Here is an 18,526-nt window from a genome sequence, read left to right as displayed (position 1 = left end):
GACACTGCGGCGCCCGGCGGAGATGCCGACACGCCGACTCAGCCTCTCCAGTCACACGCGCAACATTCGGCACAATGGCCTCATTGACGTCAAGGCCTTGAGCCGGATCGGAGTAACCGTGTACCGCGTATTCGAAGCGCTGGACGAACTCGTCGCACTCGTGGAAGAGGCGCGCACCGTCCCGATGACCGCAGGATGCCTCGTCCCCCGTGGCGACGTGCTGGAACTGCTCGACGACCTGCGCGACGCGCTGCCCGCCGAGCTCGACGACGCACAAGATGTACTCGACGAGCGCGACACCCTCGTCGGCAACGCGCGCGAGACGTCCGATCGGCTGATCACCGGAGCCGAGAACGACTCGGAGGCGATGCTCGCACACGCCAAGGCCGAATCGGACCGGATCCTGGCCGAGGCTGCCGCGAAGGCCGAGCGCATCGTCGCCGAGTCGAGCGTTCACGCACAGCAGACCGTTGACGCCGCGGCCGAGGAGGCCCAGCGTCTGGAGACCAGTGCGAACCGTGAGTTCGAGGCTGTCACCGGCCGTGCCCGCGCCGAAGCCGCCCGGGTGGTCGAAGCGGGCGACGCCAGCTACCACAAGTCGGTCGCCGACGGCATCGCCGAACAGCAGCGGCTGGTCTCCGATTCGGAGGTCGTGGCCGCATCGAAGAGTGAGGCCGAGCGGATCGTCGACGCGGCGCACGCCGAATCGGACCGTCTGCGCGGCGAGTGCGACATCTACGTCGACGACAAGCTCGCGGACTTCGAGGACGTTCTGACCGGCACTCTGCGGTCGGTCAATCGCGGTCGACAGCAGCTGCGCACCGGCGCGGGTATGCACGACTACGTCGAGTACCCGCACAGTGTCGACGTGGCCCACGATGACGATCGCAGCCCCGCGCAGATGGCGGGCTGACACCGGGGTCGACGACTCGCGTAAAATCATCGACCGTGAGTGTTAAACCCTTCGTCATCGACGTCCGAAGTGTGCCCCGGCGTGCCGGGTCCATGGTCGAGGTCGACCGCACCGTGTCTACGCCCGATCGGATCGGTGCGGAGATGATCGGCATCGCGGCCGAATCGGAGGTGCGGCTCGATCTGCGACTGGAATCGGTCACCGAGGGTGTCCTCGTGTCTGGGACCGTCAGTGGCGTCACGGAAGGGCAATGCGGTCGCTGCCTGGATCCCCTCGAGGATTTGGTGTCGGTATATCTGACCGAGCTGTTCGCGTATCCGGATTCGGAGACCGATAAGACTGCTGACGACGAAGACGTCGAGCGGATCGTTGACGAAGAGGTCGACCTCGAGCAGACGATCATCGATGCGATCGCCACCGAGTTACCGCTGTCGCCGGTATGCCGACCGGACTGCCCGGGGTTGTGTCAAGTCTGCGGTGTGCGCCTCGCCGACGCCGAACCCGACCACGGTCACGACGTCATAGACCCCCGCTGGGCCAAGCTCGCCGACAAGTTCGTCGACCCGGCTCCGGACGACCGCTCATGACCAAACACCCCGACCCCAGCGTCCTGCTCGACGCCCTCGGCGTCCAGATCAGCCCGGAGCTCTTGACCTTGGCGCTGACCCACCGCTCGTACGCGTACGAGAACGGCGGCCTCCCGACCAACGAACGACTCGAGTTCCTGGGAGACGCGGTGCTCGGTGTCGTGGTCACCGAACGTCTGTACGTCGGCTTTCCGGATCGGCCCGAGGGCGAACTGGCCAAGATCCGCGCGAGTGTGGTCAACATGCATGCGCTGGCGGACGTCGCCCGCCGACTCGGTGACGGCGGACTGGGCGCACACATCCACCTCGGCCGAGGCGAGGAACTGACCGGTGGGCGCGACAAGGAGAGCATCCTGGCGGACGGGCTCGAGTCGGTATTCGGTGCGCTGTTCCTCGATCACGGCATCGACGAGGCCAAGAGGGTCATCATGGGTCTGTTCGAGCCGATCATCGCTCGGGCGGGCGAGCTCGGTGCGGGCCTGGACTGGAAGACGTCACTGCAGGAACTGTCGGCCGAGAAGAACGCCGGGCAGCCGCACTATCAGGTGACCTCGACCGGACCCGACCACGACAAGGAGTTCACCGCAGTCGCCGTCGTCGGTGGACGCGAACTCGGCGAAGGCACTGGACGGACCAAGAAAGAAGCCGAGCAGAAGGCCGCCGCGCTCGCGTGGCGCGAGCTGAACGGGGCAACCGGCTTCGTCGGCAGCGCGGGCGAGAGTGCTGCGTCGAGCAGCTAACGTCACGTGCCCGAACTCCCTGAAGTAGAGACCATCCGGTCCGGGTTGGCGCCTCACCTCACCGGGCGGCGCATTGACGACGTGTCAATTCTGCATCCGCGGGCGGTCCGACGGCATGTCGGCGGCGCCACCGATCTGGAGAATCGACTGCGCGGCAAGCGATTCGACGCAGTCGAGCGGCGCGGCAAGTACCTGTGGCTCACCGGTGCCGACGCGACCGACGAGGTAGCCGTCGTGGTTCATCTCGGGATGAGCGGGCAACTGTTGATCACCGACACCGATGTTCCGCACCAGAAGCACCTGCGGATCCGGGTCGGTCTCGACGACGGTCGTGAACTCCGATTCGTCGACCAACGAACCTTCGGTGGCTGGCACATCGACGACCTGGTCACTGTCGGCGGACGGGCGGTACCCGAGTCGGTGGCGCACATCGCTCCCGACCCGTTCGAGGACGCGTTCGATCCGGAGCGGGTGGTTGCGGTGCTGCGCCGCAAGGACACCGAAGTCAAACGCGCGTTGCTCGACCAGACCGTCGTGTCCGGGGTGGGAAACATTTATGCGGACGAATCCCTTTGGCGTGCAAAGGTACACGGCGCGCAGAAGACAAGCCGCACGTCCAGGGCGCGGCTGGCCGGAGTCCTCGATGCGGCGAGCACGGTGATGGCTGAGGCGATCGAGGTCGGTGGCACGTCGTTCGACGAGCTGTACGTGAACGTGAACGGCCAATCCGGGTACTTCTCCCGCAGTCTCAACGTCTACGGCCGCGCAGGGCAGCCGTGCAATCGTTGTGGGACACCGATACGCCGCGAGAGTTTCATGAATCGCTCAAGCCACTTCTGTCCGGTCTGCCAGCGAAAGCGCTAGTCGGTAGACGTCGTCGTGCGCATCGGGGTCGAGACTGTTGTGCCGGAAGCGGACGGCACCGCCGACGCGGCGTCCCAGCCGTTCCCTCTCGAGATGGAGTCTGCGGTGCAAAACCCTGCCGTCCGGGAGCGCGGCGCTCATCTGCAGGTCGTACCACGTTCTGTCGTCCCCGCTGCCGGGGTGTGCGATTGCCTGGTCGACGGCGACGGCGATCGCGCCTCTGTCCTTCGGGCGAATCCGACTGAACAGTTTCCTCTCACGTACCTCGCGGTGCTTCCGACCGTCGTCGGGTATGGGCAGCGGGGTCATGATCGGCCGACGGTCACTGTTCCGTTGTACTCCATCGACACGTTGACCCAGGCAGCCAATTGGTCGTCGTCGCGGGTTGCGTCGGCCGCGACTTCGATCCATCCCGGCCCCATGCTCCGGCCAGCACCCATCTGCGCTTGGACGGTGCCGGGTCGTTCGAGCAACTCGTCGTGTCGGTCGGCGTCGACGCGCACGAGTAGTCCGCTGTCCTTCTGAACGCTGACGATCATCTTCTCGTTCACCATCACCGCCCGGCCGCCGAACATCGACACTTCACGTACCGCGAGATCGTCGGCTATCTGTCCGCGGATGCGTTCGATGAGCGCGGCCTGCTCGGGAGTCATGGCGTGTGGGAGAGCCGGTCGAAGATGAGCACGCTCGCGGTGATCTTCCCGTCCGCGACGGTGAAGAACTCGGCTGCGGGCGCTGTGGATGTGGCTGCCGTCTGCGGGTAGTAGAACAGCGTCACGCGGTCCCCGTCGGTGAATTCGGCAATGTCCACGATTCCGGTGAGCATCGGGGCGAAGCCACCGATGAACTGCGTGTAGGCCTCCTTACCGTTCAGGTCGACGCCGGGGGCGCGGCAGGTGATGTCCTCGGCGACAAGATCCATCGCCGAGGCGACCTCGCCGCGTGTCCATGCGTGGTGGTACTTCTGCACGACGTCGTACGCGGTGTTCTGAGTCATGGCGTTCTCCTCGGCTGGTGCTGCGGTGGTTGGCGGTTCAGCGGGGCAGTGGTCGCCAGTCGTCCTGGCCTGCGTCTCCGCCCGCTCCGGCGATGGCGAGGCGAGGAAGGAAGTTCGCCCAACCGTCGGCGTGGCCGGGTACATCGAGGTCTGGCAGATCCGAGTGGCGCAGGTCGACGCGGGTGCCGTCGGCAATCCTGGTGAGCCGGAACTCGACCGTCGACGCCCCTGCCGGCAGGTCCTCGTTGCCTGCGAGACCCCAGGACACCACGACGCGGGTCGGTGACTCGACATGAAGGAACTCGCCGCGGACGGGGTGGCCCGTGATATCCACGGCGAATCTGCCTCCGGGCCGAGGGTCCAGGTCGGCGCACTGGCCCATCCACGCCGTCATGCCCTCTTCGGTCGTCAGGTATTCGAACACTGTTTCCGGTGCTGCGGCGATCTCGATCGCGTCGCGGTATTCAGCCATGATCCCCCTTCTCCCGGGACTCGATCGCGGACTTCAAGTCAGCGAGCTTCGCCGGCCAGAAGTCATCAAGATACGAGCGGACTGCCGCGAGTCCATCGGTATCGACCGCGAACAGATGTCGCGTTCCCTCGCGCCTGCCGATTGCGAGCCCGGCTCTGCGGAGAATCCCGAGATGGTGGGACGTCGTCTGCTGTGAGAGACCGAGATCGTCGGCGATCGTGCCCACCGCTTGTGGATCTGTACGAATCAACCGCAGGATCGCCCGCCGGTTCCCGTCGGCCAATGCGCGTAGAGCGAGGTCGAGGTCAACTGCAGCTTCTGCGCCCATCTGCGTCCTTCCCGACGACCGACCCGAGCTTAGCACAAATGAACGCTTGTACTTATGACTATCGGTATATGGGTCAGGACAGGCTCCACCCCAAGCCCTCGATGTCGTCGGGGCTCACAAGGTCAGCCATGGTCACCGGCCGGGTGACGTCGGATTCGGCGGCGCGGATCGCGGCGAGTGCCGTGAGGCGGCCGGTGGCCTCCGACTGTCCGCGCCCGGAGACCCGACGCTGCTCGCCGGTGCGCCGATTGCGGGCGACGACGTGCCACTCGTCCGAACCGATGTGGGGGCTCCGCTTCAACGTCGCGCGCAGTGCGGGAAACCGACCAACGAGCGCCAGTGCCGTGGTCATCGGAGCCGAGCTGAGTGTGAGGTAGGAGCGGATTCTCCGGCCGTCGTCCCTGGCCAGCAGGATGTGGTCGGGGAAGTCGGCCCGCAGATAGCGTCGCGTCCGGCCGTCGGGGGCCGCCGCGCGCACACTGGTCGTGAGGTTGCGGACGGATCCGCCTTCCGGCGGGCGGTGGACATGCGATCCGACGAGCCCCGCCGTCCATTCGACAGCCGCGGGACCATGTTGCTCACCCGAACCGAGCATCACCAAGACATCGATGTCGTCGTCAGCGTTGCTGGGCAGTGCTGCGGTCACGACGGTGGTGAGCCCGGGTGCCAACCCGACGCCGAGGACGACCGGGCGGTCGGCAGCAGATGCGAGAAGTGCATCGAGATAGCTGCTCGTGGCTGATATGTCGACTAAGGGGGTGGTCCCGGTGGCGTGCGCGAGGTCGACGCGTTCGATGCCGGAAGCGTTGACCACCACGTCTACCTCGCGCGCGTGTGTCGCGACCGAGGGCAGATCGCCGCCCAGGTCGACCACCGCCTCGCTGTCGGCCGAGCGGCCCGCCCGCGTCACCTGGTGGCCCAACCTCTCCAGTTCGGCTCGGACGACCGTCCCGACAGCTCCACGTGCGCCGATCAGGAGGGTCTTCATTGGCATCTCGCTTCTTGTGTGTGGTGTCGCTCCGAGTCGGAGTTGACCGTATCTTGGAACAAACTCTCCGAGCACGCGGTTGCCGACGGGGAAGCGTTCATTCGAGACACGAGGAGTCCTGACACACATGACAGAACTGTGGGTGCAGCGCACCGGAACCCGTCGGTACACGGGGCAGAGTTCACGCGGCGCCGAGGTCCTGATTGGCTCGGAGGACGTCGACGGCGTGTTCACTCCGGGCGAACTACTGAAGATCGCGCTCGCAGCGTGTACCGGGATGTCGTCGGATAAGCCGCTCGCGCGGCGCCTCGGCGATGACTACGACGCGACGGTGCGAGTCTCGGGCGGCGCAGACCGCGAAAACGAGGTGTACCCGGTGCTGTCGGAGACCCTTGAGGTGGATCTCTCCGAACTCGATCCCGAAGCCGCCCAACGACTTCTGGTGGTCGTGGAGCGAGCGGTCGAGAAGGTGTGCACGGTCGGACGCACCATCAAGGCGGGCGCGCAGGTCGACCTGACCATCGAGACGGACTGAACCCGATGACGCAGCCGCAACGACTGAGCGCCTGGGTGCACGGGCACGTTCAGGGCGTCGGGTTCCGGTGGTGGACTCGGTCCAGAGCTTTGGAGTTGGGTCTGGTCGGCTACGCGTCGAACCATGCAGACGGCCGGGTTCACGTCGTGGCGGAGGGGCCGCCAGAAGTGCTCGAGCTCCTGGTGACAGCATTGCGTTCGGGTGAGACTCCCGGCCGCGTCGACCTCGTGGTCGACGAGTTCGCACCGGCGCGCGGAGACCACGCCGGGTTCGTAGAGCGATGACCCACCGCAGGTAGACTCGCTGGTCGTGCACCTGAAGAGCCTGACCCTGAAAGGGTTCAAATCATTCGCGTCGTCGACGACGCTGCGATTCGAGCCCGGCATCACCTGTGTGGTGGGGCCGAACGGCTCGGGCAAGTCGAACGTCGTCGACGCCCTCACCTGGGTGATGGGCGAACAGGGAGCCAAGGCATTGCGCGGCGGAAAGATGGCCGACGTCATCTTCGCCGGTACCTCCGGACGCGCACCGCTCGGCCGAGCCGAGGTCACGCTGACCATCGACAATTCCGACGGTGCCCTGCCGATCGAGTACTCCGAAGTGTCGGTGACGCGGCGCATGTTCCGCGACGGTGCAGGCGAGTACGAGATCAACGGCAGTGCGTGCCGACTCATGGACGTGCAGGAACTCCTCTCGGACTCAGGCATCGGCCGCGAGATGCACGTCATCGTTGGCCAGGGGCGCCTGGCGGGGATCCTCGAGTCCAAGCCGGAGGACCGTCGCGCGTACATCGAAGAGGCGGCAGGAGTACTCAAGCACCGCCGCCGCCGGGAGAAAGCGGTCCGCAAACTCGATGCGATGGCTGCGAATCTCGCGCGCCTGACCGACCTCACCACTGAGCTCCGCCGCCAGCTCAAACCACTAGGCAGACAGGCGGAGATCGCGCGCCGGGCCGCAACAGTGCAAGCCGATCTTCGCGACGCCCGTCTGCGCCTGGCGGCCGATGATCTGGTGGCTCGCCGCTCGGAGATGGCCGAACACAGCACCACCGAGATGGAGATCCGCGCGCGGCAGGACGAAGTGGCCGCACGGCTGGACGAGGCGACCACCGCATTGACCGCAGCGCAGGAGCACTTGGCACAGGTCGCACCGGCGGCCGCCGAAGCAGGACGTGTGTTCCACCAGCTGTCGACGCTGCGCGAACGCGTCGACGGCACCTGCCGAGTGGCCGGTGAGCGTGCGACTCACCTGACGAGCCCGGCCGCCGCCCCGACCGGACCCGATCCCGAAGAACTCGAAGCGCAGGCCGAACGCGCCGCGATGACCGAGGCCGAACACCAGGAGACCGTCGAAGAGGCCGCCGCACGACTCGAGTACGCGACCGCTGCCCTGCAAGCCGCCGAACAGGCGGCTGCCGCTGCCGAGCAGGCCCACATGGCAGCGGTGCAAGCTGTCGCCGACAGACGTGAAGGGCTCGCCCGCCTCGAAGGCCAGGCCGCCAACCTGCGCACCAAGATCGAGTCGGTCGACGCCGAGACCGACCGACTCACCGCCGCGATCGAGGCCGCGCACGAGCGAGCCGACACCGCCCAGGTCCGACTCGACGAGCAGGCCGCCATCACCGCAGACCTCGAGTCGCGCGAGCAGGGGCTGGACGAGCACCACGAACGCTGCATCGCGGCCTTCGAGGCGGCCAGCGACACCGTCACGGCCTTGGAGAAGACCGAGCGTGACGCCGAGCACACGATCGCGTCCCTGACCGCGCGGATCGAGGCCCTCGAGATGGGACTCGAGCGCGGTGACGGCGGAGCCTGGCTGCAGGCGAATGCCGCCGACGGGCTCCTGTCCCCACTGTCGGACCTGCTGACCGTGCACGAGGGATACGAGACGGCGGTCGCACTGGCTCTAGGCCCGGCTGTCGATGCGATCGCGACCGTGGACGGCGTCACCGCGGTCCGAGCGCTCGCCGCGCTCCGGGGCGGGGACGGCGGCCGTGCAGCGTTGATCGTCGGCGGACTGTCCGGACGTGCGCGCAGCGAACGCCCCGACATTCCGGCCGACGTCGTGTGGGCGCGCGACGTCGTCGACGCGCCGGATTCGGTGAGGGGCGCCGTTGACGTACTGCTCGGCGACGTCGTGATCGTCGAGGATCCCGAGCGGGGACTCGCCCTGGCGATGGAGCACGGCCTCGTCGCGGTGACCGGTGACGGTGACCGAATGTCCGCGGCGGCCGTCGAAGGCGGATCGTCCACTCGGCCGTCGACCCTCGAAGTGCAGGCTGCGATTGACACGGCGACAGCTGATCTCGCGTCGGCCCGCTCGACCGTCGAGAAGTCCACGCACGAACTGGGCGCCGCGACGGTGTCCCGCGAGCAGGCGAAAGAGGCGGCCGAGGGCTCGCTTGCCGCACTCAACGAGTCGGACGCGAACGTCGGAGCCGCCTACGAACAACTCGGCCGTCTCGGGATGGAGATCCGAGCGGCCCGCGCCGAAGCCGATCGCCTGACCCGCCAACGACGACTCGCGGAAGAGGGCCGTGCGGACAACCTGACGGCGCTCACCGAGGTCGAGGAACGTCTGGCGCGTGCGCGTGACGAGAACGACGACCCGGACGCGGCGACCGACATGGACAGCGAGATGCGCGAGGCCGCAGCGGCCGAGGTCGCCGAGGCCCGGTCGGTGGAAGTCGAGACTCGGCTGACGCTGCGGACCGCCGAGGAGCGGCTCGGCTCCGTCCGCGGTAAGGCCGAGAGTCTGCGGCGCGCGGCAGTCAACGAGCGTGCGAGTCGGGAGCGGATCAAGCGACAGGACGCCGCACGTCGGTACGCAGCAGGGGTCGCGGGCGCCGTCGTCGAGGTCGGGGGCGCGGTCGCGGCCGCCGTCGCGGCGGCTGTCGACGACGCCGCGCGCGGACGCGACGAACTCGAAGAGGTCACTGCTGCTCGCACCGCGGAAGTCGAGGAACTGCGGCGTCTAGTCGAGGAGCAGACGGCGATCATGAATCAATTGCGCGATGCGGTGCACCGCGACGAGATAGCGAAAGCCCAGGCCGCGCTTCGTATCGAGCAACTCGAAGAACAGGTGCTCGAACAGTTCGCGATGGCCCCGGATGATCTCGTCGCCGAATACGGGCCGGACGTTCCGATGCCGCCGTCCGAGTTGGAGGTGCGTGAGTACGAGCAGGCCAAGGAGCGCGGCGAACAGGTCGTCGCCCCGGCGCCGATGCCGTACGACCGCGCCACTCAGGAGGCCCGCGCGAAGAAGGCCCAGAAGGATCTGACGACCCTCGGCAAGGTGAACCCGCTGGCCCTCGAAGAGTTCGCGGCGTTGGAGGAGCGGTACACGTTCCTGTCGACCCAACTCGAGGACGTCAAGCAGGCACGCGATGACCTCCTCGACGTGGTCGCGGAGGTCGACGACCGCATCCTGCAGGTGTTCACCGACGCGTACTCGGACGTCGAGAAGGAGTTCGCGCAGGTCTTCTCAACGTTGTTCCCCGGCGGCGAGGGACGCCTCGTCCTCACCGACCCGTCGGACATGTTGACGACCGGCGTCGAAGTCGAAGCGCGACCTCCGGGCAAGAAGGTCAAACGCCTGTCGCTGCTGTCCGGCGGTGAGAAGTCGTTGACGGCCGTCGCCATGCTCGTGGCGATCTTCCGCGCTCGGCCGTCGCCCTTCTATGTGATGGACGAAGTCGAGGCGGCGCTCGACGACGCGAACCTGCGCCGTCTCATCAGCCTGTTCGAACAGTTGCGGGAGAAGTCGCAGCTGATCGTCATCACCCACCAGAAGCCGACCATGGAAGTCGCCGACGCCCTGTACGGCGTCAGCATGCGCGGCGACGGAATCACCCAGGTCATCTCGCAACGGCTCCGCGGAGTCGACCTCGCACCCTCCACCTGAAAGGCATCCTCCCTGTGAGTACTGAAGTCCTGATCGGCGTCATCGTCGGAGTGGTCGCACTGATCGTTCTGATCGGTGTGGCCGGCTACGTGATCAACCGTCGACGGCGGATCTCGATCGGTGACAAGCCGACCGACCAGATGGACGCGACCGACGGCACCACCCGCCAGGTCGATCGGTCCGGCGGCTACCAGGCGGGATCGGGATTCAACTTCAGTCAGGGCGGCGGAGGGTCCGCGACGCTCGATCGGCCCGGACCGAAGGTTCAGCCCGAGCCGAAGCCCGAACGCACACCCGAGACGGACGTTTCACCCGGGTCCGCCGCTGAGGTAACCCTGGAGACTGATTCAGCCCCGACGACTGGGACGGCGCCGGTGGCGCCCGAGCCCGTCACGCCGGAACCCGTCGAGGCCGAGCCCGCCGAGCCTGGGGCAGTTCAGTCTGAGGCAGTTGAGGCCGAGCCTGCTGAACCCGAGGCTGCTGAACGCGAGCCCGTAGAGCCCGAGCCGGCCCCGACGCCGAAGCTCGACGAGATCGAGCCGACCGAGGGGCGTCTGTCGCGCCTGCGCGGGCGGCTGTCGCGGTCACAGGGTGCGATCGGCGCCAGCGTCCTCGGGCTCCTCGGTGCCGGCGACCTCGACGAGGACTCCTGGGAGGAGATCGAGGACACGTTGGTCATGGCAGACCTCGGTACTGCGGCGACCTCGACTGTCGTCGAACGCCTCCGCGAAGAACTCGCCGCGGGCAAGGTGCGGACCGCAGACGACGCGCGCGCCGCCCTCAAACGGATCCTCGTCGAGCAACTACGTCCAGAACTGAACCGCTCGGTCAAGGCGTTGCCGCATGCGGCGGGGCCTGCCGTGGTCCTGGTGGTCGGCGTGAACGGAGTCGGCAAGACGACGACAACGGGCAAGCTCGCGCGCGTCCTCGTCGCAGATGGTCGTCGAGTCTCGCTGGGTGCGGCCGACACGTTCCGCGCGGCCGCAGCGGACCAGTTGCAGACCTGGGGCGAGCGGGTCGGAGCCGGCATCGTCCGCGGCAACGAAGGAGCGGACCCCGCATCCGTCGCGTTCGACGCGGTCAGCAAGGGGATCGACGACGGCGTTGACGTCGTCCTCATCGACACCGCAGGTCGCCTGCACACCAAGGCCGGTCTGATGGACGAGCTCGGCAAGGTCAAGCGTGTCGTCGAGAAGAAGGTGGCGGTCGACGAGGTGCTTTTGGTCCTCGACGCGACGGTCGGGCAGAACGGACTGATGCAGGCCAAGGTGTTCGCCGAGGTCGTTTCGCTCACCGGCGTCGTCCTCACCAAGCTCGACGGCACAGCCAAGGGTGGCATCGTCTTCCGCATCCAGGAAGAGCTCGGTGTCCCGGTCAAGCTGGTCGGTCTCGGCGAGGGCGCCGACGACCTCGCGCCGTTCGAGCCGGAGGCCTTCGTCGAGGCGCTGCTGTAGGACCTTGTGGTAAGAATTGAAGAGCGATTCAAAGCTTGATCGCAGTCGATTCTGGGTGACAGGGGGCGGGGCGTGGCGTACCGGCCGACCGAACAGACTCGACGCAGCGCGCACGCCAAGCGTGTCGCGATGCTCGCGTCCGCCCGCACCCTCGTCGCCGAGGCGGGCTTCTCGGCGGCAACCATTGCGGCGATCGCAGAGGGGAGCGGCGTCAGCGTCGGGTCGGTCTACTCGTACTTCGACAACCGCGACACCCTTCTAGCCGAGGTGTTCCGCGACAGTGCCGAGCATGAGTACGCGCAAGTCGCGACGGCGGTCGACGCTTGCGCATACCCAGCCGACCGGCTCGACGCGCTCGTGTCGACATTCGCCGACCGTGCACTGCGGGGAAGACGCCTCGCGTGGTCATTGCTGTTCGAGCCGGTGATCCCGGCGGTCGACGCCGAACGGCTCCGTCTGCGCCGCTGGTATCGGGCACTCGGCGCGGACCTCATCGCCGACGGGATCGCGGAGGGAACGTTCGTTGAGCAGGACCCGGGCGTCGCCTCGTCTGCTCTACTCGGGGCGATCTCCGAATCGCTTGTCGGAGTGTTGAATCCGGACGCGTCGCCGCTCAAGCGCGATGATCCCGACGCACTGCTCGCCACCATCCGCGCCTTCTGCTTCCGAGCGCTCGGCGCCGTCCCGCCACACGAGGAGAAGAAGCGATGACCGCAACCCACGAGGTCTTCAATCAGGCGCCGCCGCGCGTCGACGTGAACGAATACACCACCAATCTGCCGTTGGTCGAAGCCGTCGACGCGTTCGGTGCCCGCTGGGCGAGTACCGACCTCGCCGACGCCGGAGCCCTGGTCGGGCGCGCCGATTTCCAGCGAGACGCCGAGCTCGCCAACACCCTCACGCCGGTCCTGCACACGCACGACCGGTGGGGGAATCGGGTCGACGAGATCGAATTCCATCCGGCCTATCACCGGATCATCGGTGACGCGATCGCGTACGGCGCACACACCAGCTGCTGGGACGATCCGCGGGCAGGCGCCCACGTCGCTCGCGCCGCCATGTTCACCCAGTTCGGTCAGGTCGAGCCCGGCCACGCGTGCCCGGTCAGCATGACGCACGCAGTCGTCCCGTCGCTGCGCGTCGACCCGGCGCTGGCCGAGCAGTGGGTCCCGCGGACGCTGTCTCGCGACTACGATCCGTCGCTGGCCGACCCGGCGAAGAAGTCGGCCATCTTCGGCATGGCGATGACCGAGAAACAGGGCGGGTCCGATGTGCGCGCCAACACCACCCGCGCGGTCGAGAACGGCGACGGAACGTACCGAATCACCGGTCATAAATGGTTCTGTTCGGCGCCGCAATCGGATGCCTTCCTCGTCCTCGCGAAGACCGATCCCGGAGTCACCTGCTTCGTCGTGCCACGCACGCTGCCCGACGGCACGAGAAACGTCTTCGCGATCCAACGGCTCAAGGACAAGCTGGGAAACAAGTCGAACGCTTCGTCGGAGATCGAGTTCGCCGACACGATCGGATGGCGATTGGGAGACGAGGGCTCGGGTGTCCGCACCATCATCGAGATGGTCAACCAGACGCGACTGGACTGTGCTCTCGGCAGCGCGGCCGGTATGCGTCAGTCGGTCGCCGAAGCTGCGTGGCATGTGCGTCACCGCTCCGCGTTCGGCTCGCCGCTGGTCGACCAGCCGGCCATGACCGCAGTGATAGCCGATCTGCAAGTGGAGGCCGAAGCAGCCACCTGGACGGCGATGCGTCTGGCGGCGGCCTACGACGACGACTCCGAACCCTCGCAAGCATTCCGGCGCCTGGCCACAGCAGTCGGCAAGTACTGGGTGTGCAAGCGCGGTCCCAACCACGCATATGAAGCGTTGGAGTGCCTGGGCGGCAACGGATACACCGAAGCGTTCCCGCTCGCGCGCAGATTCCGGGAGCAGCCCGTCATGGCGGTCTGGGAGGGGTCGGGCAACGTGATCGCGCTCGATGTTCTGCGCGCGATGGTCCGCGACCCGCTGTCGGTGGAGGCACTGGACAACGAGTTCGAGCTCGCGCTCGGTCAGCACCGTGCGTACGACCTGCACGTGGAGCGCACGCGGAAACTCATCGCGCAGGTCGCCGCGGATCCGGCAGGTGCCCCGGCCGTCGCGCGTCGACTCACCGAATCGTTGGCTCTGGCGCTGCAGGGATCGATCCTGATCAGGCACGCGCCCGCCATCGTGTCGGACGCGTTCGTGTCGGGCAGGATCGAGGATGCGGGGCAGATGTACGGCGTACTCGACTCGCGCCTGGACCTGGCCGCAATCGCCGCGCGGGCGTGAACGGACCCCGTGGTGGGCGCGTAACGAGCCCGAAACCTGCAGCATCCACGGTTGACGCCGTTGAAACACGAGTGGACCGACAGCGCAACGTGAACCCGACAAAGTCTTCCTCACACGTCGACAGCCGACGAGTGAGGAGGCCTGCGCCAAGTGAATTCAGCATTACCGGACGAAGTGTTCGGCCCAATCGACACCGGGAACACCGCCTGGGTCATCATGAGCGCGGCACTCGTGCTCCTGATGACACCTGCGTTGGCGTTCTTCTACGGCGGACTGACTCGAGCGAAATCGGTCCTCAACATGATGATGATGTCGTTCGCAGCGCTCGGCGCCGTGACGATCGTCTACGTCCTGTGGGGGTTCTCGATGTCGTTCGGCAACGGTCTCACCGGCGCCGACGACATCGCGGGGATCTTCGCGAATCCGTTCTCGTTGTTCGGCTCGGACCAACTAACGCAGACCCGTGAGGTCGCAGGCGAGACCCAGGTCGTCGTCTGGGGGAGTACCGGCATTCCGGCCATCGTGTTCATGGCGTTCCAATTGACGTTTGCCGTCATCACCGTCGCACTCATCAGCGGTGCAGTGGCCGAGCGCGTCAGGTTCGGGACGTGGGTCGTGTTCAGCGTCTTGTTCGCCACCGTCGTGTACTTTCCGCTCTCGCACATGGTGTGGGGCGGCGGGCTCCTCTCGGATTCGGAGACCGGATTCGCATCGTGGATGTTCGGATCAACCGATGGCGAGGCGAACGTCGCGCCGATCGATTTCGCGGGCGGCACCGTCGTCCACATCAACGCCGGCATGGCGGGCCTGATACTCGCGCTCGTCGTCGGACAGCGGCGCGGGTTCGGTAAGACGGCGTACCGGCCGCACAACATTCCGTTCGTCATGCTCGGTGCGGCGCTGCTGTGGTTCGGCTGGATCGGCTTCAACTCAGGCTCCGAACTCGCCGCCGATGCCACCGCTGGTCTCGTGTGGATCAACACCGCGGCTGCGACCGCCGCAGCGATGGTCGGCTGGTTGACCGTCGAGTGGTTCCGTGACAAGCACGCCACCAGCGTGGGTGCCGCATCCGGCGTCGTCGCCGGACTGGTGGCCATCACTCCGGCCTGCGGTGCGCTGACTCCCGTGGGCTCACTTCTACTCGGTCTGGTCGCCGGCGCGCTTGCCGCGGTCGCTATCGGCCTCAAGTTCAAGTTCGGCTTCGACGACTCGCTCGACGTCGTCGGCGTGCACCTCGTCGCGGGACTCTGGGGCACCGTCGGCATCGGCCTGCTCGCCAAGGACACCGGCCTGTTCTACGGTCACGATGCCCGGCAACTGGCGGTCCAGGCGGTCATCGCGCTCGTCGCACTCGCCTTCACCGCGGTGCTCACAACAGTGATCGCATTTGTTCTCAAGCCGCTGCGGTGGCGTGTCGATCGTGAAGCAGAACTGGTCGGCATCGACGCAGCTGAGCACGCGGAGAGCGCGTATGAGACCGCTTGAGTTCGCCGAACGTGTTGCAGCCGCATATGACTCGCGCATTAGGCTCGAAGTAGAGGGAAGGGTCAAACAATGAAGCTGATCACCGCAATCGTCAAACCGTTCACGCTCGAAGACGTCAAGGCCGCACTCGAACAGATCGGGATCGTGGGCATGACCGTCAGCGAGGTGCAGGGTTACGGGCGGCAGAAAGGCCACACGGAGGTATATCGGGGCGCCGAGTACGCCGTCGACTTCGTGCCCAAGGTTCGGATCGAGGTGATCGTCGACGACGACCTCCTCGACCAGGTCACCGAGACCATCGTCGAATCCGCACGCACCGGCAAGATCGGTGACGGAAAGGTCTGGGTGACATCGGTGGATTCGATCATTCGGGTGCGTACCGGTGAACGTGGACCCGACGCGATCTGACGCCGAGGCGCTCGCAACGGGACGGAGGTCGCTGCTGCGGCCGGGCGATCTGCATGGTCAGGCACTGCGCGACGCGCTCGCCGACCATGCGGAGGCCTGGCTCGCCGGTCGTGCGGCCGAGCTCGGCGTCGTCGACGGAAGCGGGTTCGCCCTGGTGGCAGTCGGAAGTCTCGGGCGCCGCGAGATGGTCGGGTACTCCGACCTCGATCTGGTCCTGGTCCACGATGACCGTCATCACGATCGTCTCGCCGACGTGGCCGACGGTTTCTGGTACCCGATCTGGGACGCGGGGATCGGACTCGACCACAGCGTTCGTTCCGTCCCACAGGCGATGAAGGTCGCGCGTGAGGATGTGACCGCGGCGCTGGGTCTGCTCGATGCTCGATTCATCGCTGGCGACGCGGATCTCGCGTCGCTGATGACCTCGTCCGTCCGGGGTCTCTGGCGTGCCGAGGCGCGCATGCGACTACCGGACGTGATCGACAGCGCCCGTGCCCGATGGGATCGGACCGGCGAGATCGCGCACCGCGCGGAACCCGATCTGAAGAACGGGCGTGGCGGTCTCCGCGACATCCAACTGCTCGACGCGTTGGCATTTGCGCAACTGACCGACGGACTCGGACGTTTCGACCCAGGGCGTGCGGAGTCGCCGTTGCGGACCGCGTACAGTGACCTGCTCGCTGTCCGGACCGAGCTGCACCTGGTGGCCGGCCGGGCCCGCGATCAGGTGCGGGCGCAAGACGCCGATGAGATCGCCGCCGCCTTGGACGTCGGCGACCGCTTCGATCTGGCCCGGGTCATCTCGCACGCGGCGCGCACGACGTCGTTCGCCGTCGACGCGGGCTTCCGGACCGCGCAGAACGCGGTCGGCAGACGCGGGCTGTCCAAGCTGCGACGAATGCCGCTGCGTCGGCCCCTCGACGAGGGCGTCGTGGAACACAGCGGCGAAGTGGTCCTCGCGAAGACCGCGACACCGAGTACCGACCCCGGCCTGGTGCTGCGGGTCGCGAGTGCCTCCGCGCGTAACCGTCTGCCGATCAACGGCCAGGCGCTCGCCCGTCTCGCCAACTACGCGCCGACGATCGGCGAACCGTGGTCGGCCGAAGACCTCTCCGACCTCCTGGTGCTGCTGGCCTCGGGTGATGATCTGGTCGACGCGGTCGAGGCCCTGGACGCGACAGGACTGTGGGAGAAGATCATCCCGGAATGGCCTGCGATCCGCGATTTGCCGCCGCGTGACGCGATCCATTCGTGGACCGTCGACCGGCATCTGTTGGAGGCGGTCGCGTACGCGGGTTCCCTGACGACAAGCGTCGCGCGACCCGATCTGCTCCTATTGGGCGCCTTGCTGCACGACATCGGGAAGGGGCGTGGCGGTGACCACAGTGAAGTCGGCGCGGATCTGGTCGGGCCGATCGCCGACCGGCTCGGTCTGTGGCCGGACGACCGACGGATACTCGTCGAATTGGTCCGTCACCACCTGCTTCTGCCCACGGTGATCACCCGCCGTGATGTCAGCGCGCCCGAGACCGTCGCCTGGGTCGCCGATCGGGTGGGCGGCGACCGGGTGCTCGTCGAACTGTTGGGCGCCCTCGCCGAAGCCGATTCGCGGGCCACCGGCCCGGGTGTGTGGAACGACTGGAAGGCGACGCTCGTCGGCGGACTGGTCGAACGCGTCATCGACCACCTCGGCGGCCACGTGATTCCCCGACCCGAACCGTTGGCTCCGGAGATCGTGGCACTCGCCGAGGCCGGTGGCGTCCAAGTCAACACAGCGCGGGGCGACGGCCCGAACATGACGGCGGTGACGATGATCGCGCCGGACAGTCGGGGCATCCTGTCGAAGATGGCGGCGATTCTCGCGTTGGCCGACCTGCAAGCGCACTCGGCGACCGTCCGGACGCACGCGGGATCGGCGGTGAACACGTTCGTCGTGATGCCGACGTTCGGGGCCCCGTCCGACGCGGTACTGCTGCGGCAGCGGCTGGCTGCGGCCGTCGACGGCGGCGTCGACGTGCACGCTGTGCTCGCGAAGCGGACTGCCGAGCGCGGGGCCGCGGCTCGAGTCGGACGGGCGGCGGTCCCCGGATCGCGGATCGCGCCGTCGCCACGCGTGCGGTGGCTGACAGCTGACCACCCGGGGCAGGACTTGCTGGAGTTGCGCAGCCGCGACGACGCGGGCCTCCTCGCACGGGTCACCGGCGCACTCGAGCACGCAGGCCTGGACATCGCGTGGGCGACCGTTGCGACGATGGGCGCCACCGCAGTAGACACCTTCTGCCTCGCGCTCCCCGAGCAGTCGGACGCTTCTCGCGAATCGGTAACGAAGGACGTTCTGGCGGTATGCTGACCGGCGGGACGCGATAGCTGTCATCTGATCGAATTAACCCGCTGGCCTGGGATTTGGATTGTCGTCCGAGTGGGAGATCATTGACTCATGACAGATCCCAATGCGTCGTTCCCCGGTGGTCAGAAGCTCCCCGACGGGCAGCCGTCCCAGAACCCGGGGCAGCAGTATCCCGGTG

19 protein-coding genes are annotated in these 18,526 nt (G+C 67.1%); 13 read left to right on the top strand and 6 right to left on the bottom strand.

What is annotated here, in order from left to right; translation table 11 throughout:
- The first annotated feature begins 118 nt into the window (after positions 1–118).
- The 4 genes from ACTIMF_RS01595 to mutM are packed head-to-tail and all read left to right on the top strand — an operon-like array spanning position 119 to position 3,104.
- A complete protein-coding gene (locus ACTIMF_RS01595) occupies positions 119–913 on the top strand; it encodes a DivIVA domain-containing protein (protein ID WP_442348618.1) in 795 nt (264 codons plus the stop codon).
- A gap of 35 nt (positions 914–948) precedes the next feature.
- Positions 949–1,500: a YceD family protein gene (locus ACTIMF_RS01590; RefSeq protein ID WP_442348517.1), complete on the top strand. Its 552-nt coding sequence runs from the start codon at positions 949–951 to the stop codon at positions 1,498–1,500.
- Complete coding sequence (rnc, locus tag ACTIMF_RS01585) at positions 1,497–2,240, top strand: ribonuclease III (protein WP_442348516.1); 744 nt, start codon at positions 1,497–1,499, stop codon at positions 2,238–2,240. The genes ACTIMF_RS01590 and rnc overlap by 4 nt, the downstream gene beginning before the upstream one ends.
- Positions 2,241–2,246: 6 nt before the next feature.
- Positions 2,247–3,104, top strand: coding sequence for a bifunctional DNA-formamidopyrimidine glycosylase/DNA-(apurinic or apyrimidinic site) lyase (mutM, locus tag ACTIMF_RS01580; RefSeq protein ID WP_442348515.1), 858 nt, complete (start codon positions 2,247–2,249; stop codon positions 3,102–3,104).
- Here the strand turns inward: mutM and ACTIMF_RS01575 are convergent.
- From ACTIMF_RS01575 to ACTIMF_RS01550, 6 genes are all read right to left on the bottom strand, one after another.
- Positions 3,066–3,413: a hypothetical protein gene (locus ACTIMF_RS01575; protein ID WP_442348514.1), complete on the bottom strand. Its 348-nt coding sequence runs from the start codon at positions 3,411–3,413 to the stop codon at positions 3,066–3,068. The two genes, mutM and ACTIMF_RS01575, sit on opposite strands and share 39 nt — an antisense overlap.
- Positions 3,410–3,757 carry a TfoX/Sxy family protein gene (locus ACTIMF_RS01570; protein WP_442348513.1) on the bottom strand — a complete coding sequence of 116 codons (348 nt, stop codon included), beginning with the start codon at positions 3,755–3,757 and terminating at the stop codon, positions 3,410–3,412. Before ACTIMF_RS01570 ends, ACTIMF_RS01575 begins: the two co-directional genes overlap by 4 nt.
- Complete coding sequence (locus ACTIMF_RS01565; RefSeq protein ID WP_442348512.1) at positions 3,754–4,101, bottom strand: nuclear transport factor 2 family protein; 348 nt, start codon at positions 4,099–4,101, stop codon at positions 3,754–3,756. The genes ACTIMF_RS01570 and ACTIMF_RS01565 overlap by 4 nt, the downstream gene beginning before the upstream one ends.
- Before the next feature lie 37 nt (positions 4,102–4,138).
- Entirely contained in the window at positions 4,139–4,573 is a 435-nt protein-coding gene (locus ACTIMF_RS01560; protein ID WP_442348511.1) for an SRPBCC family protein, read from the bottom strand.
- On the bottom strand, positions 4,566–4,901 hold the full coding sequence (locus tag ACTIMF_RS01555; RefSeq protein ID WP_442348510.1) for an ArsR/SmtB family transcription factor: 336 nt from the start codon (positions 4,899–4,901) through the stop codon (positions 4,566–4,568). Before ACTIMF_RS01555 ends, ACTIMF_RS01560 begins: the two co-directional genes overlap by 8 nt.
- 73 nt (positions 4,902–4,974) lie before the next feature.
- The gene (locus tag ACTIMF_RS01550) at positions 4,975–5,889 is read right to left on the bottom strand and encodes a saccharopine dehydrogenase (RefSeq protein ID WP_442348509.1); all 915 of its coding nucleotides are present in this window, start codon (positions 5,887–5,889) and stop codon (positions 4,975–4,977) included.
- A 127-nt stretch (positions 5,890–6,016) separates the two neighbouring features.
- Between ACTIMF_RS01550 and ACTIMF_RS01545 the strand changes: the two genes are divergently transcribed.
- The 9 genes from ACTIMF_RS01545 to ACTIMF_RS01505 all read left to right on the top strand — a co-directional run bounded on the left by ACTIMF_RS01545 (position 6,017) and on the right by ACTIMF_RS01505 (position 18,351).
- Positions 6,017–6,424 (top strand): OsmC family protein, encoded by a 408-nt coding sequence (locus ACTIMF_RS01545; protein WP_442348508.1) that lies wholly within the window; start codon positions 6,017–6,019, stop codon positions 6,422–6,424.
- Between the two features lie 5 nt (positions 6,425–6,429).
- Positions 6,430–6,708 carry an acylphosphatase gene (locus tag ACTIMF_RS01540; protein ID WP_442348507.1) on the top strand — a complete coding sequence of 93 codons (279 nt, stop codon included), beginning with the start codon at positions 6,430–6,432 and terminating at the stop codon, positions 6,706–6,708.
- A 25-nt stretch (positions 6,709–6,733) separates the two neighbouring features.
- Positions 6,734–10,327 carry a chromosome segregation protein SMC gene (gene smc, locus ACTIMF_RS01535; protein WP_442348506.1) on the top strand — a complete coding sequence of 1,198 codons (3,594 nt, stop codon included), beginning with the start codon at positions 6,734–6,736 and terminating at the stop codon, positions 10,325–10,327.
- Positions 10,328–10,341: 14 nt separating this feature from the next.
- Positions 10,342–11,781, top strand: a complete 1,440-nt coding sequence (gene ftsY, locus ACTIMF_RS01530; protein WP_442348505.1) for a signal recognition particle-docking protein FtsY — start codon at positions 10,342–10,344, stop codon at positions 11,779–11,781.
- A 72-nt stretch (positions 11,782–11,853) separates the two neighbouring features.
- Positions 11,854–12,492 carry a TetR/AcrR family transcriptional regulator gene (locus ACTIMF_RS01525; RefSeq protein ID WP_442348504.1) on the top strand — a complete coding sequence of 213 codons (639 nt, stop codon included), beginning with the start codon at positions 11,854–11,856 and terminating at the stop codon, positions 12,490–12,492.
- Positions 12,489–14,108 (top strand): acyl-CoA dehydrogenase family protein, encoded by a 1,620-nt coding sequence (locus ACTIMF_RS01520; protein ID WP_442348503.1) that lies wholly within the window; start codon positions 12,489–12,491, stop codon positions 14,106–14,108. Before ACTIMF_RS01525 ends, ACTIMF_RS01520 begins: the two co-directional genes overlap by 4 nt.
- 150 nt (positions 14,109–14,258) lie before the next feature.
- On the top strand, positions 14,259–15,593 hold the full coding sequence (locus ACTIMF_RS01515; protein WP_442348502.1) for an ammonium transporter: 1,335 nt from the start codon (positions 14,259–14,261) through the stop codon (positions 15,591–15,593).
- Between the two features lie 69 nt (positions 15,594–15,662).
- Positions 15,663–16,001, top strand: a complete 339-nt coding sequence (locus tag ACTIMF_RS01510; RefSeq protein WP_442348501.1) for a P-II family nitrogen regulator — start codon at positions 15,663–15,665, stop codon at positions 15,999–16,001.
- Positions 15,976–18,351 carry a [protein-PII] uridylyltransferase gene (locus ACTIMF_RS01505; protein ID WP_442348500.1) on the top strand — a complete coding sequence of 792 codons (2,376 nt, stop codon included), beginning with the start codon at positions 15,976–15,978 and terminating at the stop codon, positions 18,349–18,351. Before ACTIMF_RS01510 ends, ACTIMF_RS01505 begins: the two co-directional genes overlap by 26 nt.
- Positions 18,352–18,526: the final 175 nt, after the last annotated feature.

This window comes from Gordonia sp. (in: high G+C Gram-positive bacteria), from assembly GCF_052106715.1.
In the GTDB taxonomy this organism is placed as follows: Bacteria; Actinomycetota; Actinomycetes; order Mycobacteriales; family Mycobacteriaceae; genus Gordonia.
Note: the sequence above shows the minus strand (reverse complement) of the source record. Positions and strands in the feature narration are given on the sequence as shown.